Consider the following 20,425-nt stretch of genomic DNA (forward strand, 5'->3'; position numbering starts at 1 on the left):
CCGGTGCGCCTCAGAGGTTGAGGTTCACCGGCAGTTCCGCGAGACCGCTGACCAGGACGCGCCGCCATTCGAGCTCTTCGGCCGGTTTCGCGAGCCGCATCCGCGGGAAGCGCCGGACCAGCGCCAGCAGTGCCTCCTGCAACTCGATCCGCGCCAGTTGCGCGCCGAGACAGAAGTGCGGTCCGAAGCCGAAGGACAGGTGCTTGTTGTCCGCCCGGTCCAGGCGCAGTTCGTCCGGCGCTTCGTACGCCCGGGGGTCGCGGTTGGCCGAGTTGAGGGCTGCCATCACGCCTTCGCCGGCCTTGATGCGTACGCCGTGCAGCTCGAGGTCCTCGAGCGCGACCCGCAACTGCCCGACCTCGCTGAACCGGTTGAAGCGCAGCAGTTCCTCGATCGCCGACGGGACCAGCGACGGGTCCGCGACCAGCCGATCCCAGTTCTCCGGCCAGCGCAGCAGGGTCGCGACACAGCTGGAGATCTGGTTCGCCGAGGTCTCGTGACCGGCGACCAGCAGGTTCACGCCGAACGCGATCAGCTCCTCCTGGCTGAGCCGATCGCCCTGCTCGCGGGCGCGGACGAGCTCGTCGAGCAGATCCTCGGCCGGCTGATCGGTGTTCGCCAGCTTCTTGCCGACCAGGTCCTCGATGTACGCGGTCAGGCTGGTCATCGCGTCCTCGACCAGGTCCTTCTCCGCCATCTTCATGCTGTACCCGAGCTCGGTCCACTCGCGGAACTGTTCCCGGTCCGCGTACGGTACGCCGAGCAGCTGGCAGATGACCTGGATCGGCAGCGGCAATGCGACCAGCTGACGGAGGTCGGCGCCATCGCCGGCGCGGGCCACGTCCTCGGCGAGTCGCGCCGACAGCTCGGCGACCCACGGCCGGGTACGTTCGATCTTCCGGTGCGCGAACGTTGGGGCCACCAACCGTCGGAGCCGGGTGTGCTCGGGCGGGTCGGTGGTGGTCAGGCTGTTCGGCATCGGCTTGGCCAGCGCGACCCGGGGCGCGCCCTGCTTGACCACGGCGGCGCGCGAGAAGCGCGGATCGGCGAGTACGAGTTTGACGTCCTCGTACCGCGTCACCAGCCAGACGTCGGCGCCGGCCAGCGTGCGGACCCGCGCCACCGGGCGGTCCTCGCGCAGCTCGGCGAACGTCGGCGACGGATCGAACCGGAACGCGTCCTCGAACGGAATCTGCAACACCGGATCAGCCATACCCCGACCCTAGGCAACTTAGGTAACCCTTGCCTCCGAGAACGGCGCGTCGGCAGGCGCGCGGCGGATCGCGTCCACGCCGGGGGCGTGTCTCGCCGACCGTGGCTGCACGCGGCCGAGCGGCCCGGCTCCGACTACAACTGGGCGTTCGGGCTGCCTACCCCGCGGAGCAGGGTGTCGACGACCTGGGTCGCCAGTGTGTCGGTGTCATCCGGGTCATCCGGGTCATCAGCGTCGGCGGCGCGGTTTTCGCAGACTTCGTGCAGCAGCGCGTAGTACACCCGGCGGACCCAGATCAGGTCGACGTCCGGGCGCAGTACGCCGCTGTCCTTCAGGCGCGCGAACAGCCGGTCGCAGGCGGCCACCACGTCCGCGAGGATCTGGTCGCTTTCGTTGCCGGTGGCAAGGGCCGTGTTCATCGAGAAGCCCCAGGAGAGCTTGACCTCGAGCGCGTTCGCGGTCGCCTGGTAGAGCGCGACCAGCGGCGGCGCGCTGTCGAACCGGGCCTCGTCGACGGCGGTCGCGAGCTGCCGGGACGCCCAGGTCTTCATCGCCACGATCAGCGCCTCGCGGGTCGCGAACCGCCGGTGCACGGTGGTCCGGGCGACACCAGCCGCGGACGCGATCTCCTCCATCGAGGCGGACGGGTTGCGGTTCAGTACCCGCTCGGCCGCCTCGAGGATCGTCCGCACGGTCCGCTCGGCGTCCGCACGCAGCGGGCGCGCGGCTGTATCGGTCACACCGGAAAGACTACCCGCTCGTCACTTCTCTCGCGCTACTTGCAACATCAATGTTGCAAGTAGTAGCTTCTAGGCATCAGCAAAGATGCAATTAGCCGAAAAGAGGGTCCGATGGATCTCCAGTTGAAGGACAAGACCGCGCTCGTCACCGGAGCCAGCCGGGGGATCGGCCTGGCGGTCGTGGAGCAGCTCGCGGCGGAGGGCGCGCGGGTCGTCGCGGTGGCCCGGACCAGTACGCCGGAGCTGCGCGCCACCGGGGCGTACGTCATCTCCGCGGACCTGGTCGCGGCCGACGGCCCGGAGCAGGTGGTCGCCGCCGCGCTCGCGGAGGTCGGCGAGCTCGATCTGCTGGTGAACAACGTCGGCGGTGGTGACGGCGAGGCGGCCGGCGGGTTCCTGCAGACCGACGACGAGACCTGGCGCCAGCTGTTCGAGGTGAACTGCTTCGCCACCGTACGCACCACGCGCGCGGCGCTGCCGAGCCTGCTCCGGCAGGGCGGCGCGATCGTGAACGTGTCGTCGAACGCGGCCCGGACGCCGTCGAGCGGCCCGATGCCGTACACGACTGCCAAGGCCGCGCTGACCGCCTTCGGGAAGGCGATGGCCGAGGAATTCGGTCCGCAGGGCGTGCGGATCAACACCGTGTCACCGGGTCCGGTGCGGACCGGGTTGCTGACGGACCCGGAGCGGTACGGCGGACAGCTGGCGCGGGCGCTCGGCGTACCGCACGAAGCTCTGCTGGCGGGTCTGCCGCAGCAGGCGGGCATGCTCACCGGCCGCCTGATCGAGCCTGCCGAGGTGGCCGCGCTGATCGTCCAGCTGTGCTCGCCGCTGACCGCGAGCATCATCGGCGCCGACTACCTGATCGACGCCGGTGCCGTGAAGACTGCCTGACGAACCGCCGTACCTGCTGGGGGTACGGCGGCTCGCGCGGGCCGGCTACTTGGTGCCGAAGCTGTAGATGGTGGTCGACTTGTACGTCTCGCCCGGACGCAGGACCGTGGACGGGAAGTTCGGGTGGTTGGGCGAGTCCGGGAAGTGCTGGGTCTCGAACGCGAAGGCATCGCTCTGCCGGTACGCCTTGTTGCCGATGCCCGCGAACGTGCCGTCCAGGAAGTTGCCGCTGTAGAACTGCACGCCGGGCTGATCGGTACGCACCTCGATCGTGCGCCCGTGCTCCGGCTCCCAGAACCGCCCGGCCCGGCGCAGCCCGTCACGGTCCGGCTGTCCGGCGATGACGAAGTTGTGGTCGTACCCGCGCCCGAAGACGAGCTGCTGGTGGTCGCCGCGGAGCCGGGCGCCGATGGCGGTCGGCTTGCCGAAGTCGAACGGCGTACCGGCGACCGGGGCGATCTCGCCGGTCGGGATCAGGTTCGCGTCGACCGGCGTGTACTTGGTCGCGTTCAGCTCCGCGACGTGGTCGTAGATGGTGCCGTTGCCCTCGCCGAGCAGGTTGAAGTACACGTGGTTGGTCAGGTTCACGATCGTCGGCTTGCCGGCCACTCCTCCGTGGTAGTCGATCCGCAGGTTGTCACGGGTGTCCAGGGTGTACGTGACGGTGCTGGTGAGTTCGCCGGGGAACCCCATTTCGCCGTCCGGGCTGACGTACGTGAACGCGACGCCGATCGCCTTGCCGGTGTTGACGGTCTTCGCCTTCCAGACCAACTTGTCGAAACCGATCGTCCCGCCGTGCAAGGCGTTCTCGCCGTTGTTGACCGGGATCTGGTACGTGGTCCCGTCCAGGGTGAACCGGCCCTTGGCGATCCGGTTGCCGTACCGGCCGATGGTGGCGCCGAAGTACGGGCTGAGCTTCGCGTAGTCCGGCAGGTTGTCGAAGCCGAGGCTGATGTTCTCGGTGTGGCCGCGGCGGTCCGGCGTCTCGATCCGCTGCAGGGTCGCGCCCCAGGTCAGCATCGAGACCGTCACCCGGCCGTTGGTGAACGTGTACACGTCCACCGCCTGGCCGTCCGGGGTGGTACCGAACGGGTCCTTGCGGATCTCGAGCTTGCCGTGGTGTTCGCCCATGCCGGTCAACCTAGCTGTCGGGTCAGTGGCCGAATCGGCCTCGATGGCTTCCGCTGTACTGCTGAGAGCGCCCGCGGCGGCGGCACCGAGGCCCAGTGCGCCGGCGGTCCGGAGGACCTGGCGGCGGGGCAGGTGGTCGGGCATCGCAATCCCCTCAATCGTTGTAGAAGCTGGACGAAGGCACGATAAGCGCGCCAGACCGGTGTTTGGAACAGTTCGGACCTGTGTCAATTTGAGAGGTGAACCCCCGGGGTTGCCCCTTCACCACCTGCAGGCGGGTGGTGAAGGGGCGAGCTGAGGGGTTCACCTCTCGAATGGGGTTGGAGCGGTGGTGACCGGATCGGTCCGGTACGGGCCGGGATCGGGCCTGTTGGCGGGCCGGCGGCGGGGTGACGATGGGGGTATGAGCCGAACCGCATTGATCGTGATCGACGTCCAGGAGTCCTTCCGGACCCGCCCGAACTGGCAGTTGGTGAACCACCCCGACATCGCCGAGCGGGTCGACCGGCTGGTCCAGGCCGCTCGCGTCAAGGACGACCTGGTGGTGTGGGTGCTGCACTCCGAGCCGGGCACCGGTGGCGCGTTCGATCCGGCGCTTGGCAACGTCCGGCTGCTCGACGGTCTCGAACCGTTGCCTACTGAACCGATCATCACCAAGACGTCGCACAACGCCTTCACCACAACGAATCTGCAGCAGTTGCTGACCCAGCACGGCGTCGGCGAGATAGTTGTCTGCGGCATCCGTACCGAACAGTGCTGCGAGACGACCGCGCGGGTCGGTTCCGATCTCGGGTACGAGGTCGTGTTCGTGACCGAGGCGACCGCGACGATGGCGCTGGCGCACTGGTCGATCCGCGAGCAGGCGAGTGTCGAGGAGATCCTGGCGGACCCACGGACGCTGACGGCCGAGCAGGTCACCGAGCGGACCGAGTACGCGCTGGCCGGCCGGTTCGCCACCATCCGGACCCTCGACGAGCTCACCGGCGTACCCGTGTCATCCTGACCGGATGCGTCCCGCTCGCGTGCTCTTCGTACTGGTGCCCAAGCTGCACCTGCTGGATCTGGCCGGGCCGGCGCAGGTGTTCTCGACCGCGAACGACCTCGGATACGGGTACGAGGTGAGCTACGTGGCCGAGTCCGACGAGGTGATGACCGCGCAGGGCGTGCCGCTGCGTACGCAGGTCGCCTGGCCGGAGCTGGAGCCCGGCGATCTGGTCCTGGTACCCGGCTGGCGGTCGCCGCGACTGTCGCCGGAGCCGCCGATCGGCCCGGCCATCCGGCAGCGGTTGCGCGATCATCACGCGAGCGGTGGGACCGTGGCGAGCGTGTGCTCGGGCGCCGACGCGCTCGGCTGGGCCGGGCTGCTCGACGGGCGGCGGTTCACCACCCACCACGACCTGACCGACGAGCTGGCCGACCGGTACCCGCGGGCGACCATCGTCCGGGACGTCCTGTACGTCGAGGACGACCGCGTCATCACCTCGGCCGGGATCGCGAGCGGTATCGACCTCGCGCTGCACCTGGTCGCGATCGACCATGGCGCACTCGCGGCGGCGCGGGTCGCCCGCGAGATGGTCGTGTACGCGCGCCGGAACGGGGACGAACTCCAGGAGTCCGCGATGCTTCGGCACCGTGGGCACCTCAACGACCTGGCGCACCGCGTCCAGGACGTGATCGACACCCAGTACGCCGACCGCCTGCCGCTCGCCGAGCTGGCCGGCCGGATCGGCGTCAGCGAACGTACCCTGACCCGCATCTTCACGACCGCGACCGGCCTCACCCCACTCCGGTACCAGCAACTCCTCCGGCTCGAACGCGCCGAACACCTGATCGGCCACGGCGCCACGATCGAGTCGGCCGCCCGCACCGTCGGCTTCGAGGACGCCCGCATGCTCCGCCGCCTCCGCTCCAGAACGCCGGTTCAGACCTGACCGCAGTGAGGTCTGGACAGCCGGCCGCCGGGTGGGTGAGGGTGATCGAGATCGCGCCGCGCAGTGGGGTCAACGCGTGGGGGACAAGTCGTGGGGGAGAACTCGATGAAGCTCCGGTACGTGCTGAGCAGTGTCCTGTTGGTCGTGCCAATGGCGGTGGTCGCGGTGGTAACACCCGCGGCGGCGGCCGGTCCGAGCGATGCGGCCGCGGAACCGTCGTCGTCGAAGGTGCCGTCGATGCTGCGGTCCGCGGCCGAGGCGGCCGCGACCAAGGGAAAGCAGGCGCGGGCGCTGACGACTGGGCAGGGCGGCCGGTTGGGCGTACAGGTGTACGCCGCCGCGCCGATCGACGCGCGGCAACAGGCCGGCCTGACGAACCTCGGCGTGACCGTGCTCAGCAACTCCGCCGACTTCAAGAGCGTGCCCGGTGCCGACCTTCCGAACACCGGCCTGGTTTCCGCGCAGGTCCCGTACGACAAGCTCGACGCGGTCGCCGCGCTCGACTGGGTGACTGCGCTCCGGCCGTCGCTGCGCCCGGCGGTCGACGCCGGACCGGTGACCGCGGAAGGTGTCCAGCTGCACCAGGCCGACAAAGCCCAGGCGCGCGGTCTGACCGGCCGTGGTCAGACGATCGGCGTGATCTCCGGCGACGCCGATCACGTCGCCCAAGCGATCGCCGCCGGTGAGCTGCCGGCGGACACCCGGGTACTGCAGTCGGCGGCGTACGACAATGACGAAGGCACCGCGATGATGGAGATCATCCACGACCTCGCGCCGGACGCGAAGCTTGCCTTCGCGAGCACGCTGAACTCGAACGCCGACTACTTCCAGGCCTTCCATGTGCTCGCGAACGCGGGCGTGACGATGATCGCCGAGGACATCGCCCTCGACGACGAACCCGCCTTCCAGCAGGGCCTCGGCGCCGCAACGGCCGAGGCACTCGCGAAGCACGGCATCTGGGTCAGCTCGTCGGCCGGCAACCTCGGCAACCGGCACGCGCCCCGCGTCCAGGCGATCGGTACGGGTGCCGGACCGGATGGGGTCACCGGCCCGTACACCGGGTGCCCGAAGAACCCCGACAACGTGGTGAAGCTGCGCGGCAACGACACCTCGTACGACCTGAACCTGCTCCCGGGCGCCTCGGTCCTGCCGACGTTGCAGTGGAGTGAACCGCGCGCGATCTACCCGACCGCCGGCCAAGGTGGTTTCACCGACCTGAACCTGTACCTGATGGACGCCACCGGTACGAAGTGCCTCGCGTCCAGCACCGCGGTCCAGGGGAACGGCGTCGGCGACACGATCGAGCAGTTCGAGTACGACAACACGACCGGCGCGCCGCAGGCGGTGAAACTCGTCGTCGATGTCGAGAGCACCAGTACGGCGCGCAAGGCTCCCGTACTGGATCTACGGTGGCGGGCACTGTCCGCCGGGGTGCAGACGATCGACCCGCCGGAGCGTGCCGGTTCGATGAACCCGGACTCGAACTACACCGTCTTCGCCACCAGCGCCGGTGCCGTGAACGCGAGCTTGTCCACCGACCCGGTGACTGCCCCGCTCGAGGCGTACAGCGCGGCCGGTCCGACCCAGCTGCTCACCACGACCCGCTGCCTAGCCGGCAAGCCCGGCCCGTGCCGCGGCATCCCGGGTCCGGGCGAGCGGAGCTTCCCGGCGCCGAACTGGCTGGCCGCCGACGGTGAATCGGTCAGCGGCGCCGGCGGCTTCGGCTCCGGCACCTGCCCGACCGAGACGCAGGGCGCCTGCCGCTTCTTCGGTACGTCGGCCTCCGCGCCGACCGCCGCGGGCGTGGCCGCGCTGACCCGGCAGGAGTTCGGCGGCCGGCTGGCCCCGGTCGCGCTGAACGCGCTGCTGGCCGGACGGGCCGTACACCGGAGCGGCCCCGGGGTGGGCGCGGGCGTACTCAGCGCCGATTGAGAAGCCGATCAAGAAGCCGATTAAGAAGCCGTAGTGCTCTGATTGAGAACGAATTCAGTACTCGTAGTCATGGACCGGGACACCCGTCGCCGGAAAGGATGACACCATGACTACACGTTTCGGGGTATTCGTTCCGCAGGGCTGGAAGATGGACCTGACCGCGATCGCCGACCCGATCGAGCAGTGGGAGGCGATGACGGCCGTCGCCAAGCGGGCCGACGAGCAGTCCTGGGACTCGATCTGGCTGTTCGACCACTTCCACACCACGCCGGAGCCGACCGACAACACCACCTTCGAGTGCTGGAGCGCGACCGCCGCGCTGGCCCGCGACACCAAGCGGGTGAACATCGGCCAGATGGTCGGCTGCAACGGGTACCGCAACCCGGCGCTGTACGCGAAGATCGCGTCCACCGTCGACGTCGCCAGCCACGGCCGCCTGTACGCGGGCATCGGTGCCGGCTGGTACGAGCACGAGTGGAAGGCGTACGGGTACGAGTGGACCGACATCCCGGAGCGGATGGCCGGGTTCCGGGAAGCGACCGAGATCATCTACAAGATGTGGACCGAGGACAAGCCGGTCTACAAGGGCAAGTACTACTCGATCGATGCCCCGATCAACGAGCCGAAGGGTGTCCGCAAGCCGCACCCGAGCTTCTGGATCGGTGGTGGCGGCCCGAAGGTGACGCTGAAGCTGGTCGCCCAGTACGCCGACGCCGCGAACATCGGCGCCGGGAGGCCGGAGCTGTTCAAGGAGAAGGCGGACATCCTCCGCGGTCACTGCGAGAAGCTCGGCCGGAACTACGACGACATCATCAAGTCGACGAACTTCAACATCTTCCCGATCGACAAGGGCGATGACCCGCAGCGGGCGACCGCGAAGGCGCTCGGCCCGATGAACCGGGAGAAGTTCGACAACGACAACCTGATCGCCACCGAGGACGAGATCGCCGCCAAGGTCGAGGCGGTGCTGGAAGCCGGCGCCAACTACGTCAACTTCTACATCCCCGGCGTCGCCTACGACCTGGACCTGCTCGAGCGCGCCGAACGCATCGCCAAGCGCTTCGCCTGACTTTGAGAACCCACCGCGCGTCTCCAGCGCCGGGAAATGCGCGGTGGGTTCTCAAAGTGACCAAATCCGGTCATGGCGGGGGTCGGTCAGGGGGAGTGGTGGATCTCGGGTGAGGGGCGGTGCGAGGGTTTCGGCGATGGCCTCGCGTGGGTCGGGGCATCGGAAGGTGTCCGCCTATGTTGCCCCGATTGTCCAAATCAGCGACGGCCCTGATCGCCGCGGTGGCCGCCGGTTCCCTGCTGCTGCCGGCCACCGCGGCCGCCGGTCCACCACCACCGCCGGCCGATCCCGGATCGACTGGTCAGCCGACGCCCGGTACGAGCAGTAAGCGGATCACCCTCCTGACAGGTGATGTGGCCGAGCTGACCACCAGCTCCAACGGTCAGCCATCGGCCCGCCTGCTCAACGACGAGCCGTACTACTTCGGCGCGTTCGACGGTGAACTCAGCCTGATCCCGGCGAAGGCGTACCCGCTGGTCACCTCCGGCCGGCTCGACAAGCGGCTGTTCAACCTGACCGAGCTCGCGGCGCAGGGGTACGACGACGCGAGTACCGATCAGTTGCCGCTCCTGCTCACCGCACCGGCGACGTTGCGCAGCGCGCCGAGTACGCCCGCGGCCGCCACCTTCCGCCGTACGCTCGCCAGCGTCGGGAGCACCGCGGTCAGCGTGAAGAAGTCCGACGCGAAGACGTTCTGGGACGGCGTGAGTGGCCCGGCCACGTTCAAGAGCAGCCAGGTCAACAAGATCTGGCTGGACGGTCGTACGCACGCCACCCTCGACCGTTCGACCAAGCAGATCGGCGCGCCGACGGCGTGGAAGCAGGGGTACGACGGGCGCGGCGTGAAGGTCGCCGTCCTCGACACCGGGTACGACGCCGGGCACCCGGATCTTTCCAAGCAGGTCGTCGCCGCGGAGAGCTTCGTCCAGGGTGAGGCGGTGCAGGACCTGCACGGTCACGGTACGCACACCGCGTCGATCGTCGCGGGCCTCGGTACGGCGTCGGCCGGCCGGCGGAAGGGTGTCGCGCCCGGCGCCGAGCTGTTGATCGGCAAAGTGCTCGACAACGGCGGCGGCGGGTACGACTCCGAGGCGATCGCCGGGATGGAGTGGGCCGTCAAGCAAGGCGCCAAGGTCGTCAGCATGAGCCTCGGCGGCCTGCCGTCGGACGGTACCGACCCGATGGCGCAGGCCGTCGACCGGCTGTCCGAATCAAGCGGCGCCCTGTTCGTGATCGCGGCCGGTAACGCCGGCGGCGAAGAGAGCGTCGGCTCGCCCGGTTCGGCGACCGACGCGCTGACCGTCGGCGCGGTCGACCGGGACGACAGCCTGGCGGGTTTCTCCAGCCGCGGCCCGCGCCTCGGCGACGGCGCGATGAAGCCCGAGATCACCGCGCCTGGCGTGGAGATCGCCGCCGCCCGCGCTGCCGGTACCGCCGAGGGTCTCATTCTCGGCCAGTACTACACCGCGATGAGCGGCACCTCGATGGCGACACCGCATGTCGCCGGCGCGGCCGCGATCCTGGCGCAGCGGCACCCTGACTGGACCGGCCCGCAGCTGAAGGCCGCCCTGGCCGCGACCGCGGTCCCGTCGGCCGGCGCCCGCGTCGACCAGCAGGGCCTGGGCCGGGTCGACCTCCCGAACGCGCTGAACCCGGCGGTTCTCCCGGACACCGCCAGCCTGCTGTTCGGCGACCTGTCCTGGACCGGCGCGACCGCTCCGGCGCCGGTCACCCGGACCGTTGCCTACCGCAACACTTCGCGCCGTCCGGTGACGCTGACCCTGGCCGTCGACGCGCAGTCCCCGGCGAAGGTGAAGGCAGCCGTCACGGTCAGCCCGTCCCGGCTGACGATCCCGGCCGGCGGTACGGCATCCACGAACGTGACGCTCAACCTGGCGAAGACGCAGCCGGCCAACTACGCCGGCGTACTGACCGCCAAGGCCGGCAACCAGTCGGTCCGCACCGGTCTCGGCTTCACTGCCGGCGGACGACTGAACCAGGTCACCGTGAAGGCAACCGGCCGCGACGGCAAGCCGGCGACCGCCAATACCGGCGCGAGCGGGGTTCAGCTGTGGAACCAGGACACCGGTGACGTCAAGGCGATCGCCTTCGACGACAACGGCAGCCGGACGCTCGACGTACCGACCGGGCGCTACAGCGTGATGGCGTTCGCGATGGGCGGCGACGAAGCGAACTGGACGAACTCGATCAGCTTGCTCGGCGAACCGGACGTGTGGATCGACGGTGACCGCACGTTCGCCTTCGACGCCCGCACCGCACACAAGGTCACGGTCAAGACCCCGCGGCGGGCCGACCCGAACGGCGTCAAGATCGCCTGGCACCGCAAGGTCGGCAGCCGGGACGCGGTGTCCGGCTGGTCACTCGACGGCCGGGTCGCCGACGGCGTGTACGCGCAGGGCTTCGGAAAGGTTGCCAACGGCACCTTCCAGGTCGTGCAGCGCTGGGACCTCGCCGAACCGAAACTGACCGTCGACGTGAGCGGTGCCGGCAGCAGCTTCCGGCTGCCGACTCCGCGCGAGGGCGACCAGCGGACCGTGTACGTAGGGACCGGGCAGCTGGAACTGGTCAACGGCGGCGACGGCACCGCGTCCGAGCTGACCGGAGCCAAGGGCAAGGTGGCACTGATCCGGTTCCGGGACCAGGACCTGACCGCCGAGCAGGTTCGGGCCGCGAAGGACGCCGGCGCCAAGGCGGTCCTGATGTACAACGACAAGCCCGGCTTCTGGTCGACCCTCGCCGAAGAGGGTCTGCCCTTCAACCTGCTGGAAGCGCCGCAGGGCAGGCAACTGCTCGACCTGCTCGCGAAGGGCCCGGTGACACTGAAGCTGAACGGTCTGCTGGACAGCAGGTACCGGTACGACCTGGTGATGGCGCCGTCCACGGTCCGTGGGCCGTTGACGTACGACGTCGCGAAGCTGCATCCGGCCGAAGTGACGACGACCTTCAACCGCAACGACGCGTGGTTCCTGCACCGTGAACAGCGGATCGCCCATGTGCCCGGAATCGCGAGCGGGCTGGGCGCCGGGCGTCAGGTGACCGGGCCGTTGACCCGGACCGACTACCTGGCCACCGATGTGAAGGGCGTGACCTGGGACGAGAGCCTGGTCGCCGGCGAATGGAACGAGAGCGGTTACGACGCGACGCTCGCCCGTTCGTACCGGCCGGGGGAGAAGGTCACTCGCGGCTGGTGGGAGTCGTTGACGCGACCGGCCGTGCCCGGTCTGTCGGCGGCGCCGGGTGATGTGGCGCAGGGCTGGCCGCCGGCGCGCTTCGAGAACGCGCTGCGGATCGCGATCCCGCAGTACGTGAACGGCGACCGGAGCGTGTACGGGTGGGCCGACCGTGGTGACGTGACCAGCATGAAGTTGAGCAGCAACGGCGTGGAGCTGGGGAGCAAGGACTGGTCGGTGGCGCAGTTCGCCGTACCGGCGAAGGCTGCCTGGTACGACCTGACGCTTGACCAGCAGCGTGGGCCGAAGAGCTGGGCGACGACGTCGACCGCGACGCACACCAAGTGGCACTTCGTGTCGGCGCCGAGCAAGGACCGGGCCGTACTGCCGCTCGTGCAGGTGGACTACAAGCACACCAACGGGCTGCTGGAGCTCACGCCGGGATATCAGCCGGGCGTCCGTGGGTTGGCGATCTTCCGCACTACTGCCGAGATCTCGTACGACGGGAAGACCTGGCAGAAGCTCGCACTGCGCGGGATCGGGAAGACGGTTCGGGCCCAGCTTCCGGCGGCTCCGAGTGGTTCGGCCGCCAGTGTCCGGGTGACCGCGACGGATCTGATCGGCAACAGCATCAGCCAGACCATCGAGAAGGCCTGGATCAACTGAGCTGATCGTTCAAAAAAGGGCGACGCCACGAAGCCGGGGGGAGGTGCTCCGTGGCGTCGCCGGGGCGCGCCAAAGGGAGGGGTGGGGGCTGGCGCGCCGGTCGGTGTAAATCAGGTGGCAGCTGTGGGGGATCAGCTCCCGAGGATGCCTCCGCCCAGGACGCCGAGCAGTCCGAGCAGGGACAGCAGGTTGCGGATCACCTGGTCGACCGCCTTCGCGCCACCGGTCTGGTAGGCGGTCACGCACTTCTGCAGCTGGTCCTGGGTCGGCTTGGTGATCGTCACCTTCGACATCTCGGACTGGCAGTACGTGGTCGCGGTCTGCAGTTCGTGCAGGGTGCTGCCGACCGTACCCACGATCAGCCCGGCGGCCGTCTTCAGCGTGACCAGACCCGGTGGGGTCGTCGTGGTCGGCGTCGTCGGCTTGGTGGTGGGCTTGCCGGGCGTGGTCGGCCTGCTCGGCGTCGGCTTGCCCGGGGTGGGCTTGTCGGACGGCTTGGCCGGCGTGGTCGGACGCTGGGTCGGAACCGTCGGCCGGCTGCCGTCGCGCTCGTCGGTCGCCGTCGGGATCGGCTTGCCCGGTGGGGTGGTGGGCAGGTCGATCGCCTTCGGCAGGTTCTTGTCCGCCGGCGCGTCGATCTTCGGGTCGCCGATCTGCTCGCCGGCCGTGTCCACGTCGTCCCCGGACGTACCGTTCCCGACCGCGATCCAGCTGCCACCCGCGTACGCCTTGGCGATGCTGATGACCAGATCCGCGTACGACTGCGAGTGGTTGTAGCGCAGCAGGGCAGCGTTCAGGTCGCTCGCCTTGGACAGGTCGGTGCTGCCGGAGCACAGGTACACGCCGGTCGACATCGCCGCGTCGTTGATGTCCTGCGGGTTCCGCACGCCGTCGCCGTCGCCGTCCACTCCCACGGCTCGCCAGGTGCCGGGGATGAACTGCATCGGGCCGACCGCGCGGTCGAACGCGCCGTCACCGTCGAAGGCGCCGGCATCGGTGTCGGCGATCTTGGCCGTACCACCGGAGCCGTCCAGGCGCGGCCCGAAGATGCCCGGCACCGCGACGCCCTTGGAGTTCAGCGAGTTGCCGCCGAACCGCCCGTGGTTGGACTCGACCCGGCCGATCGCGGCCACCAGTGTCCACGGCAGGTGACAGGACGGATCGGCCTGGGCCAGCACCTGCTGGGCCCGCGAGTACGCCTTCAGCGCGGCGTTCGGAATGCCGTTGCGGGACAGGCCCGAGACCACCTGGTTCGGCGGTTCGCCGGCGCCGACTCCCGGCCCGACCTGACCTGGGACCGGCACGTTCGCCGGCACCGCGATCGGCTGCTTCGGCACCACCACCGGGTTGCCGCCGCCGCCCTGTTCCAGCGACGCGGTGGCGATCGCCGGGTCGTCCGTGGCACTGACGGTGAACGCGCTCGCGAACAGCGCGACCGGAATCAGCGGCGCCACCTGACGCCACCCGCCACCGGTGGCGCGGCGCTTGCCCTTCGCCATCGAAGAAATCCCCTCCGTGACTCATCGACCGGCCCGGCCCCACGCTGCGGACAGTCTTTGCGTCGTTGTGGTTCTCGCTCGCTCTAGGTCTAACGTCCGCCCCGTTGCGTGGGTTACGCGTCGGACGCAGACCGTGTACGACCGGTCACCGGGTACCCATACTGGCGCGTAACAAAGCCTGTGTATACCCCTTGGTGACGATCCGCGCCGGGTTTTCCGGCTGCCCTGCCCATCGGCCCGCGCGGGCGGCAGGGGAGAATGGCTCGGTGCCCGATCACACAGTTCAATCCGCCGAGCTTTTCGCCAGGGCCACCGCCGTCACACCGGGCGGGGTCAATTCTCCGGTCCGCGCGTTCCGCGCCGTCGGCGGCGTGCCGCGCTTCATGGCATCCGGTGACGGATGTCACATGACCGACGTGGACGGCAACCGGTATGTCGACCTGGTCTCGTCCTGGGGTCCGCTGCTGCTCGGCCACGCCCACCCGGAGGTGATCGCCGCCGTCCAGGCCGCGGTCGGCCGTGGGACCTCGTTCGGTACGCCGGCCGAGACCGAGGTGCTGCTGGGTGAGGAGATCGTGGCCCGGACGCCGGTGGACAAGGTCCGGCTGGTGTCGTCCGGCACCGAGGCGACGATGTCCGCGCTCCGGCTGGCCCGCGGGTTCACCGGTCGCGCCAAGATCGTCAAGTTCGCGGGTTGCTACCACGGGCACGTGGACGCGCTCCTCGCCCAGGCCGGTTCCGGCGTACTCACGCTCGGCATTCCGGGTACGCCCGGAGTGACCGAGGCGACCACCGCCGACACGATCGTCCTTCCGTACAACGACCAGGCCGCCGTCACCGCCGCGTTCGCCGAGTACGGCGACCAGATCGCGGCCGTGATCACCGAGGCGTCGCCCGGCAACATGGGCGTGGTGCCGCCGCGGGACAACTTCAACGCGTTCCTGGCCCGGACGTGTACTGACAACGGCGCGCTGTTCATTTCCGACGAGGTGATGACCGGCTTCCGGATCACGCGCTCGGGCTGGTACGGCGTGGACGGCGTACGCCCGGACCTGATGACCTTCGGCAAGGTGATGGGCGGCGGCTTCCCGGCAGCCGCGTTCGGTGGCCGCGCCGACGTGATGGCACACCTGGCGCCGGAGGGCTCGGTCTACCAGGCCGGCACCCTGTCCGGGAACCCGATCGCCACCACCGCCGGCCTGACCACGCTCCGGCTCGCCACCGACGACGTGTACGCGAAGATCGACGAGACCTCGCTGACCATCCAGCGGCTGGTCTCGACCGCGCTGGACAAGGAAGGTGTGCCGCACGTCATCAGCGCGGCCGGGAACCTCTTCAGCGTGTTCTTCGTGAAATCTTCGGAGGAACCTGCCGAGATCCGGGACTTCGCCGGTGCGAACGCACAGGTGCTGCCCAGGTTCACGGCGTTCTTCCATGCCATGCTGGACGCCGGCGTCTACCTGCCGCCGAGCGCGTTCGAGGCCTGGTTCGTCAGCGCCGTTGTCGACGACGACGCGCTGGCCGAGCTGGAGTCCGCGCTGACACCGGCGGCCCGCGCGGCCGCCGCGGTAAAGGACTGAAGGGACAGTGGTGACCGAAACGACGGTCGTGCACCTGATGCGTCACGGCGAGGTGCACAACCCGACCGGAGTCCTGTACGGCCGGATCCCCGATTTCCACCTGTCCGAGCTCGGCCGGCAGATGGCCGACCGGGTCGCCGAGCACGTCAAGGGCCGCGACATCGTGCACCTGGTCAGCTCGCCGCTGGAGCGGGCCCAGGAGACGATGCGGCCGATCGCCGAGGTGTTCGGGATCACCCCGGACATCGACGAGCGGGTGATCGAGGCGGCGAACCTGTTCGAGGGCAAGAAGTTCGGCGTCGGCGACGGCGCGCTGCGGAACCCGAGTGCCTGGTGGCTGCTGCGGAACCCGCTGAAACCGTCCTGGGGTGAGCCGTACCAGCAACTCGTCCGCCGGATGCGGGACGCGATCGAGACCGCCCGCGAGAAGGCCGCCGGGCACGAGGCGCTGATCGTGTCGCACCAGCTGCCGATCTGGATTGTCCGGTCCGCGATCGAGGGCCGCCGGCTGCCGCACGACCCGCGCAAACGGCAGTGCAGCCTGGCCAGCCTCACCTCGTTCACCTTCCACGGCGACCAGATCGTGTCCGTCGGGTACTCGGAGCCGGCGAAGGACCTGTTGCCGGTCAAGAACCCGAAGAAGTTCGTCGGAGGAGCCTGATGCGTCGCGTCGTACTGCTGGTGGCGGGCCTGATGCTTGCCGTGACCGCCTGTTCGTCTGGTCAGCAGGCGGCGCAGAACCGCCAGGGCCAGGCCGGTTTCGTCAGCGGCAACGGGAACGTGTCGGTGTTCGCGGCGGCCGACCGCAAGCCGGCGCCGGAGCTGACCGGCACCACCTTCGACGGCAAGCCGTGGACACTGTCCGACCACCGCGGCAAGGTCGTCGTCCTGAACGTGTGGGGCTCGTGGTGCCCGCCGTGCCGCAAGGAAGCACCCGATCTCGTTGGTGCGGCCAAGGAACTCGGGTCCTCGGTGCAGTTCATCGGGCTGAACACCCGGGACCAGGACCAGGCGCAGGCGAAGAAGTTCGTCCAGGAGTTCGGCGTCCCGTACCCGAATCTCTACGACCCGAGCGGCAAGGCGCTGCTGCGGTTCCGCGGCCAGATCGCGCCGGCCGCGATCCCGACCACGCTGGTGATCGACAAGTCCGGCAAGGTCGCCGCGCGGGTGGTCGGCGAAGTGACGAAGCAGACGCTGGTCGGCATGGCCAAGGACGCCGGTTGAGCTGATGGGTGAGTGGTTCGCCCAGTCGATGACGGGCTCGATGCTGGTGGCATTGCCGATCGCGGTGCTGGCCGGTGCGATCTCGTTCTTCTCGCCGTGCGTCGTCCCGTTGCTGCCCGGCTACCTTTCGTACGTCACCGGCCTGTCCGCGGCCGAGCTCGGCTCGGAGAAGCGCGGCCGGATGCTGGCCGGGACCGCCTTGTTCGTGGCCGGTTTCTCGGCCGTGTTCATCCTCACCGGCGTGCTCTTCGGTACGGCCGGGAACCTGCTGCTCGATCATCAGACCGCGATCACCCGGGTACTCGGCGGGCTGACCGTCGTACTCGGCGTGGTCTTCCTCGGCGGCTTCGGGTTCATGCAGCGCGACCTGCGCGTACACCGCGTCCCGGCGGTCGGGATCGCGGCCGCGCCGTTGCTCGGCGTACTGTTCGGATTCGGCTGGACGCCGTGTATCGGCCCGACGCTCGGGACCGTGATGACGCTCGCCGCCACCCAGGGCAGTGTCGGGCGCGGCGCGGTGCTGGCGCTGGTGTTCAGCCTCGGGCTGGGGATCCCGTTCATCGTGGCGGCGCTGGCGTTCCGGCGGATGCTGGCCGCGGTGGCCTGGGTACGCAAGCACCAGCTGCTGGTGATCCGGATCGGCGGCGTACTGATGATCGTGGTGGGACTGCTGTTGCTGACGGGAGTGTGGGATGCGATGACCGCGGACCTGCGGCAGTGGGTCGCCAACTTCGGATCGGCGGTCTGAGGTGACGGAAGTGAGGGACCGGATCGCGGCCGCCTCGGGACCGGAGGAACCGTCCGGCCCGCCGGCGCTCGGCCTCGTCGGCTGGCTGCGCTGGACCTGGCGGCAGCTCACCTCGATGAAGACCGCGCTGGTGCTGCTGTTCCTGCTCGCGCTCGGCGCGGTGCCCGGATCGCTGGTACCGCAGACGCCGATCGACCCGATCAAGGTGTCCGACTTCCTCGCCGCGCACAAGACGCTCGGCCCGATCTACGACAAGCTCGGGCTGTTCGACGTCTACAAGTCCGCCTGGTTCTCGGCGATCTACCTGCTGCTGTTCATCTCGCTGATCGGCTGTGTCGTACCGCGGCTCTCGGTGTACTTCCGCGCGTTGCGGGCCCGCCCGCCGAAACCCCCGCGGAACCTGAACCGCCTGCCCGGCTACCAGCGCTTCGAAGTTGACGACGCCGGTGACGTACTCGCCGTCGCCACCCGTGAGCTCAAGCGGCGCCGGTTCCGGATCGAGGCGTACGAGGGCGCGGTCGCGGCCGAGCGTGGGTACCTGCGCGAGGCCGGCAACCTGCTCTTCCACTTCTCGCTGATCCTGGCTCTGGTCGGCGTCGCCTGGGGATCGCTGTTCGGCTACCGCGGCACCGTACTCGTTGTCGTAGGCAACGGATTCTCCAACTCGGTGGCGCAGTACGACGACTTCACCCCCGGCCGCGCGTTCAGCGGTGACGACGATCTGCCGCCGTTCTCGCTGACGGTGAAGGACTTCGAGGCGAAGTTCCAGCAGGACGGTCCGCAGAAGGGCGCGGCCCGTGAGTTCAAGGCCCAGCTGGCGTACCAGGAAACGCCGGACGCGCCGGAGAAGTCGTACGACCTGCTGGTGAACCATCCGCTGAAGCTGGACGGCAGCAGCGTGTACCTGCTCGGCCACGGGTACGCGCCGCGGGTCACGGTGAAGGACGGACAGGGCAACGTCGCGTTCTCCGGCCCGGCGCCGTTCCTGCCGCAGGACACGAACTTCTCCTCGTTCGGCGTGATCAAGGCCCCGGACGCGCGGCCGATGACGCTCGGGTTCGAGGGCTTCTTCCTGCCGACCGCGGTGATCGGCCAGAACGGTCCGGTGTCGGTGTTCCCCGACTCGCTGAACCCGGAGCTGGTGCTGACCGGGTACTACGGCCGGCCGCAGCCGGAGACCGGGAAGCCGGAGTCGGTGTACCAGCTGGACAAGTCGAAGCTGACTCAGTTCGAGCAGAACAAGGACAAGTGGCGCGTCCAGCTCGCGCCCGGGCAGAGCGTGCAGCTGCCGGACAAGGCCGGGTCGCTCACCTTCAACGGCTACAGCCGCTGGGTGAAGCTGCAGATCAGCCACACTCCGGGTACGGACCTCGCGCTGGCGGGCATCCTGCTGGCGATCCTCGGCCTGATGGGTTCGCTGTTCGTGCATCCACGGCGTACCTGGGTGCGGGTCCGCGAGCAGGACGGGCGTACCGTGGTCGAGGTCGCCGGCCTGGACCGCGGGCCCGAACGCGGGCTCGGTGACGAGATCCGGGCCATTACCGACCGATTGAAGCCTGCCGGCTCGAGCAACGAGGAGCAGTCATGAGCCCGGAGACCTACGCGCAAGTCTCCAACTTGCTGATCCCGACCGCCACGGTGATCTATGCCATCGCGATGGTTTCGCACGCGATGGAGTGGGCGCTCGGCCGGGCGGCAGTCGCGCAGAAGGCCGAAGCCAAGGTGGAGACACTGGTCGCCTCCGACGGGGCAGCTGTCTCCGGCGGGACCTCCGGCGGAGCGGACTCGGCCGGCGGACGCGCTGAAACCGGCGCGGCCGCAACCGCCGAGCCGGCGTCGACCGAGCGGATGGCGGCGGCCAGCCGGATCGGCCTGATGCTCACCTGGCTGGGCTTCGTGCTGCACCTCGGCGGCGTGCTCACCCGCGGCCTCGCGGCCGGCCGGGTGCCGTGGGGCAACATGTACGAGTTCTCGATCACGGCGTCGCTGGCGGTCGCGATCGTGTACCTGATCTTCGTGCAGCGCTACAAGCTGCAGTACCTCGGGCTCGGCGTCACCTTCGTGGTCGCCGCGGTGCTCGGGCTGGCATCCCTCGCGCTGTACACCCCGGCCGGACCGCTGGTCCCGGCCCTGGACTCGTACTGGCTGGTCATCCACGTGTCCGCGGCCGCCATCTCCGGCGGCGCGTTCACGGTCGGCGGCCTGATCTCGGTGCTGTACCTGATCAAGGCCCGGGCCGAGCGCCGGGTGCTCGCGGGCGGCACGATGGCTGCCTCGCTGCGCCGGCTGCCGAGCGCCGAGGCGATGGACGGCACCGCGTACAAGGTGCTGGCGTTCGCGTTCCCGCTCTGGACCTTCGGCGTCCTGGTGGCCGGCCCGATCTGGGCCGAGCACGCCTGGGGCCGGTACTGGGGCTGGGACCCCAAGGAGGTCTGGTCGCTGGTCACCTGGGTGGTGTACGCCGCCTACCTGCACGCGCGGGCGACGGCCGGCTGGCGTGGCCGCAAGGCCGCGAACATCGCGATCGCCGGCTGGTTCGTCTTCATCTTCAACTTCGTCGGCGTGAACCTGCTGGTGTCCGGCCTGCACTCCTACGCCGGGGTGTGA

Annotated in this window: 16 protein-coding genes; 12 read left to right on the plus strand and 4 right to left on the minus strand. The window is 69.4% G+C overall.

The window, feature by feature from the left end:
- Window positions 1–10: 10 nt before the first annotated feature.
- On the minus strand, window positions 11–1,213 hold the full coding sequence (locus HDA44_RS29840) for a cytochrome P450 (RefSeq protein ID WP_184840071.1): 1,203 nt from the start codon (window positions 1,211–1,213) through the stop codon (window positions 11–13).
- Window positions 1,214–1,347: 134 nt separating this feature from the next.
- Complete coding sequence (locus tag HDA44_RS29845) at window positions 1,348–1,953, minus strand: TetR family transcriptional regulator (RefSeq protein WP_184840073.1); 606 nt, start codon at window positions 1,951–1,953, stop codon at window positions 1,348–1,350.
- Between the two features lie 111 nt (window positions 1,954–2,064).
- Here HDA44_RS29845 and HDA44_RS29850 point away from each other — a divergent pair, with 111 nt between their 5' ends.
- Window positions 2,065–2,847 (plus strand): SDR family NAD(P)-dependent oxidoreductase, encoded by a 783-nt coding sequence (locus HDA44_RS29850; RefSeq protein WP_184840075.1) that lies wholly within the window; start codon window positions 2,065–2,067, stop codon window positions 2,845–2,847.
- A gap of 45 nt (window positions 2,848–2,892) precedes the next feature.
- Here the strand turns inward: HDA44_RS29850 and HDA44_RS29855 are convergent, their stop codons facing one another.
- Window positions 2,893–4,122, minus strand: a complete 1,230-nt coding sequence (locus tag HDA44_RS29855; protein WP_184840077.1) for an aldose epimerase family protein — start codon at window positions 4,120–4,122, stop codon at window positions 2,893–2,895.
- A gap of 259 nt (window positions 4,123–4,381) precedes the next feature.
- Here HDA44_RS29855 and HDA44_RS29860 point away from each other — a divergent pair, with 259 nt between their 5' ends.
- From HDA44_RS29860 to HDA44_RS29880, 5 genes are all read left to right on the plus strand, one after another.
- On the plus strand, window positions 4,382–4,981 hold the full coding sequence (locus HDA44_RS29860; protein ID WP_184840079.1) for an isochorismatase family protein: 600 nt from the start codon (window positions 4,382–4,384) through the stop codon (window positions 4,979–4,981).
- Between the two features lie 4 nt (window positions 4,982–4,985).
- Window positions 4,986–5,909 (plus strand): GlxA family transcriptional regulator, encoded by a 924-nt coding sequence (locus HDA44_RS29865; RefSeq protein ID WP_184840081.1) that lies wholly within the window; start codon window positions 4,986–4,988, stop codon window positions 5,907–5,909.
- Between the two features lie 105 nt (window positions 5,910–6,014).
- Window positions 6,015–7,841, plus strand: a complete 1,827-nt coding sequence (locus tag HDA44_RS29870; RefSeq protein WP_184840084.1) for a S8 family serine peptidase — start codon at window positions 6,015–6,017, stop codon at window positions 7,839–7,841.
- A gap of 106 nt (window positions 7,842–7,947) precedes the next feature.
- On the plus strand, window positions 7,948–8,910 hold the full coding sequence (locus tag HDA44_RS29875; protein ID WP_184840086.1) for an LLM class F420-dependent oxidoreductase: 963 nt from the start codon (window positions 7,948–7,950) through the stop codon (window positions 8,908–8,910).
- A 188-nt stretch (window positions 8,911–9,098) separates the two neighbouring features.
- On the plus strand, window positions 9,099–12,767 hold the full coding sequence (locus tag HDA44_RS29880; RefSeq protein WP_184840088.1) for a S8 family serine peptidase: 3,669 nt from the start codon (window positions 9,099–9,101) through the stop codon (window positions 12,765–12,767).
- A 131-nt stretch (window positions 12,768–12,898) separates the two neighbouring features.
- Here HDA44_RS29880 and HDA44_RS29885 read toward each other — a convergent pair whose 3' ends face one another.
- A complete protein-coding gene (locus HDA44_RS29885; protein WP_184840090.1) occupies window positions 12,899–14,266 on the minus strand; it encodes a lytic murein transglycosylase in 1,368 nt (455 codons plus the stop codon).
- Window positions 14,267–14,532: 266 nt separating this feature from the next.
- Between HDA44_RS29885 and hemL the strand changes: the two genes are divergently transcribed.
- Genes hemL through ccsB form a run of 6 tightly spaced genes read left to right on the plus strand, consistent with a single transcriptional unit; the run spans window position 14,533 to window position 20,425 of the window.
- Window positions 14,533–15,846 carry a glutamate-1-semialdehyde 2,1-aminomutase gene (gene hemL, locus HDA44_RS29890; RefSeq protein WP_184840093.1) on the plus strand — a complete coding sequence of 438 codons (1,314 nt, stop codon included), beginning with the start codon at window positions 14,533–14,535 and terminating at the stop codon, window positions 15,844–15,846.
- 37 nt (window positions 15,847–15,883) lie between these two features.
- Window positions 15,884–16,507 (plus strand): histidine phosphatase family protein, encoded by a 624-nt coding sequence (locus HDA44_RS29895; RefSeq protein WP_202888617.1) that lies wholly within the window; start codon window positions 15,884–15,886, stop codon window positions 16,505–16,507.
- Window positions 16,507–17,070: a TlpA family protein disulfide reductase gene (locus HDA44_RS29900; protein WP_184840097.1), complete on the plus strand. Its 564-nt coding sequence runs from the start codon at window positions 16,507–16,509 to the stop codon at window positions 17,068–17,070. The genes HDA44_RS29895 and HDA44_RS29900 overlap by 1 nt, the downstream gene beginning before the upstream one ends.
- 4 nt (window positions 17,071–17,074) lie before the next feature.
- Window positions 17,075–17,818: a cytochrome c biogenesis CcdA family protein gene (locus HDA44_RS29905; protein WP_184840099.1), complete on the plus strand. Its 744-nt coding sequence runs from the start codon at window positions 17,075–17,077 to the stop codon at window positions 17,816–17,818.
- A gap of 10 nt (window positions 17,819–17,828) precedes the next feature.
- Window positions 17,829–19,406, plus strand: a complete 1,578-nt coding sequence (gene resB, locus HDA44_RS29910; protein ID WP_337906572.1) for a cytochrome c biogenesis protein ResB — start codon at window positions 17,829–17,831, stop codon at window positions 19,404–19,406.
- Entirely contained in the window at window positions 19,403–20,425 is a 1,023-nt protein-coding gene (gene ccsB, locus HDA44_RS29915; protein WP_184840103.1) for a c-type cytochrome biogenesis protein CcsB, read from the plus strand. Before resB ends, ccsB begins: the two co-directional genes overlap by 4 nt.

Origin of the sequence: Kribbella solani (assembly GCF_014205295.1) — a bacterium.
Taxonomy (GTDB): domain Bacteria; phylum Actinomycetota; class Actinomycetes; order Propionibacteriales; family Kribbellaceae; genus Kribbella; species Kribbella solani.

Coding starts and splice junctions, on each gene's coding strand:
- HDA44_RS29905 (WP_184840099.1), top strand. CDS start 17,075: ATGGGTGAGTGGTTCGCCCAGTCGATGACGGGCTCGATGCTGGTGGCA.
- ccsB (WP_184840103.1), top strand. CDS start 19,403: ATGAGCCCGGAGACCTACGCGCAAGTCTCCAACTTGCTGATCCCGACC.
- HDA44_RS29895 (WP_202888617.1), top strand. CDS start 15,884: ATGCGTCACGGCGAGGTGCACAACCCGACCGGAGTCCTGTACGGCCGG.
- HDA44_RS29885 (WP_184840090.1), bottom strand. CDS start 14,266: ATGGCGAAGGGCAAGCGCCGCGCCACCGGTGGCGGGTGGCGTCAGGTG.
- HDA44_RS29840 (WP_184840071.1), bottom strand. CDS start 1,213: ATGGCTGATCCGGTGTTGCAGATTCCGTTCGAGGACGCGTTCCGGTTC.
- HDA44_RS29870 (WP_184840084.1), top strand. CDS start 6,015: ATGAAGCTCCGGTACGTGCTGAGCAGTGTCCTGTTGGTCGTGCCAATG.
- HDA44_RS29865 (WP_184840081.1), top strand. CDS start 4,986: ATGCGTCCCGCTCGCGTGCTCTTCGTACTGGTGCCCAAGCTGCACCTG.
- HDA44_RS29875 (WP_184840086.1), top strand. CDS start 7,948: ATGACTACACGTTTCGGGGTATTCGTTCCGCAGGGCTGGAAGATGGAC.
- HDA44_RS29850 (WP_184840075.1), top strand. CDS start 2,065: ATGGATCTCCAGTTGAAGGACAAGACCGCGCTCGTCACCGGAGCCAGC.
- HDA44_RS29900 (WP_184840097.1), top strand. CDS start 16,507: ATGCGTCGCGTCGTACTGCTGGTGGCGGGCCTGATGCTTGCCGTGACC.
- HDA44_RS29855 (WP_184840077.1), bottom strand. CDS start 4,122: ATGCCCGACCACCTGCCCCGCCGCCAGGTCCTCCGGACCGCCGGCGCA.
- HDA44_RS29860 (WP_184840079.1), top strand. CDS start 4,382: ATGAGCCGAACCGCATTGATCGTGATCGACGTCCAGGAGTCCTTCCGG.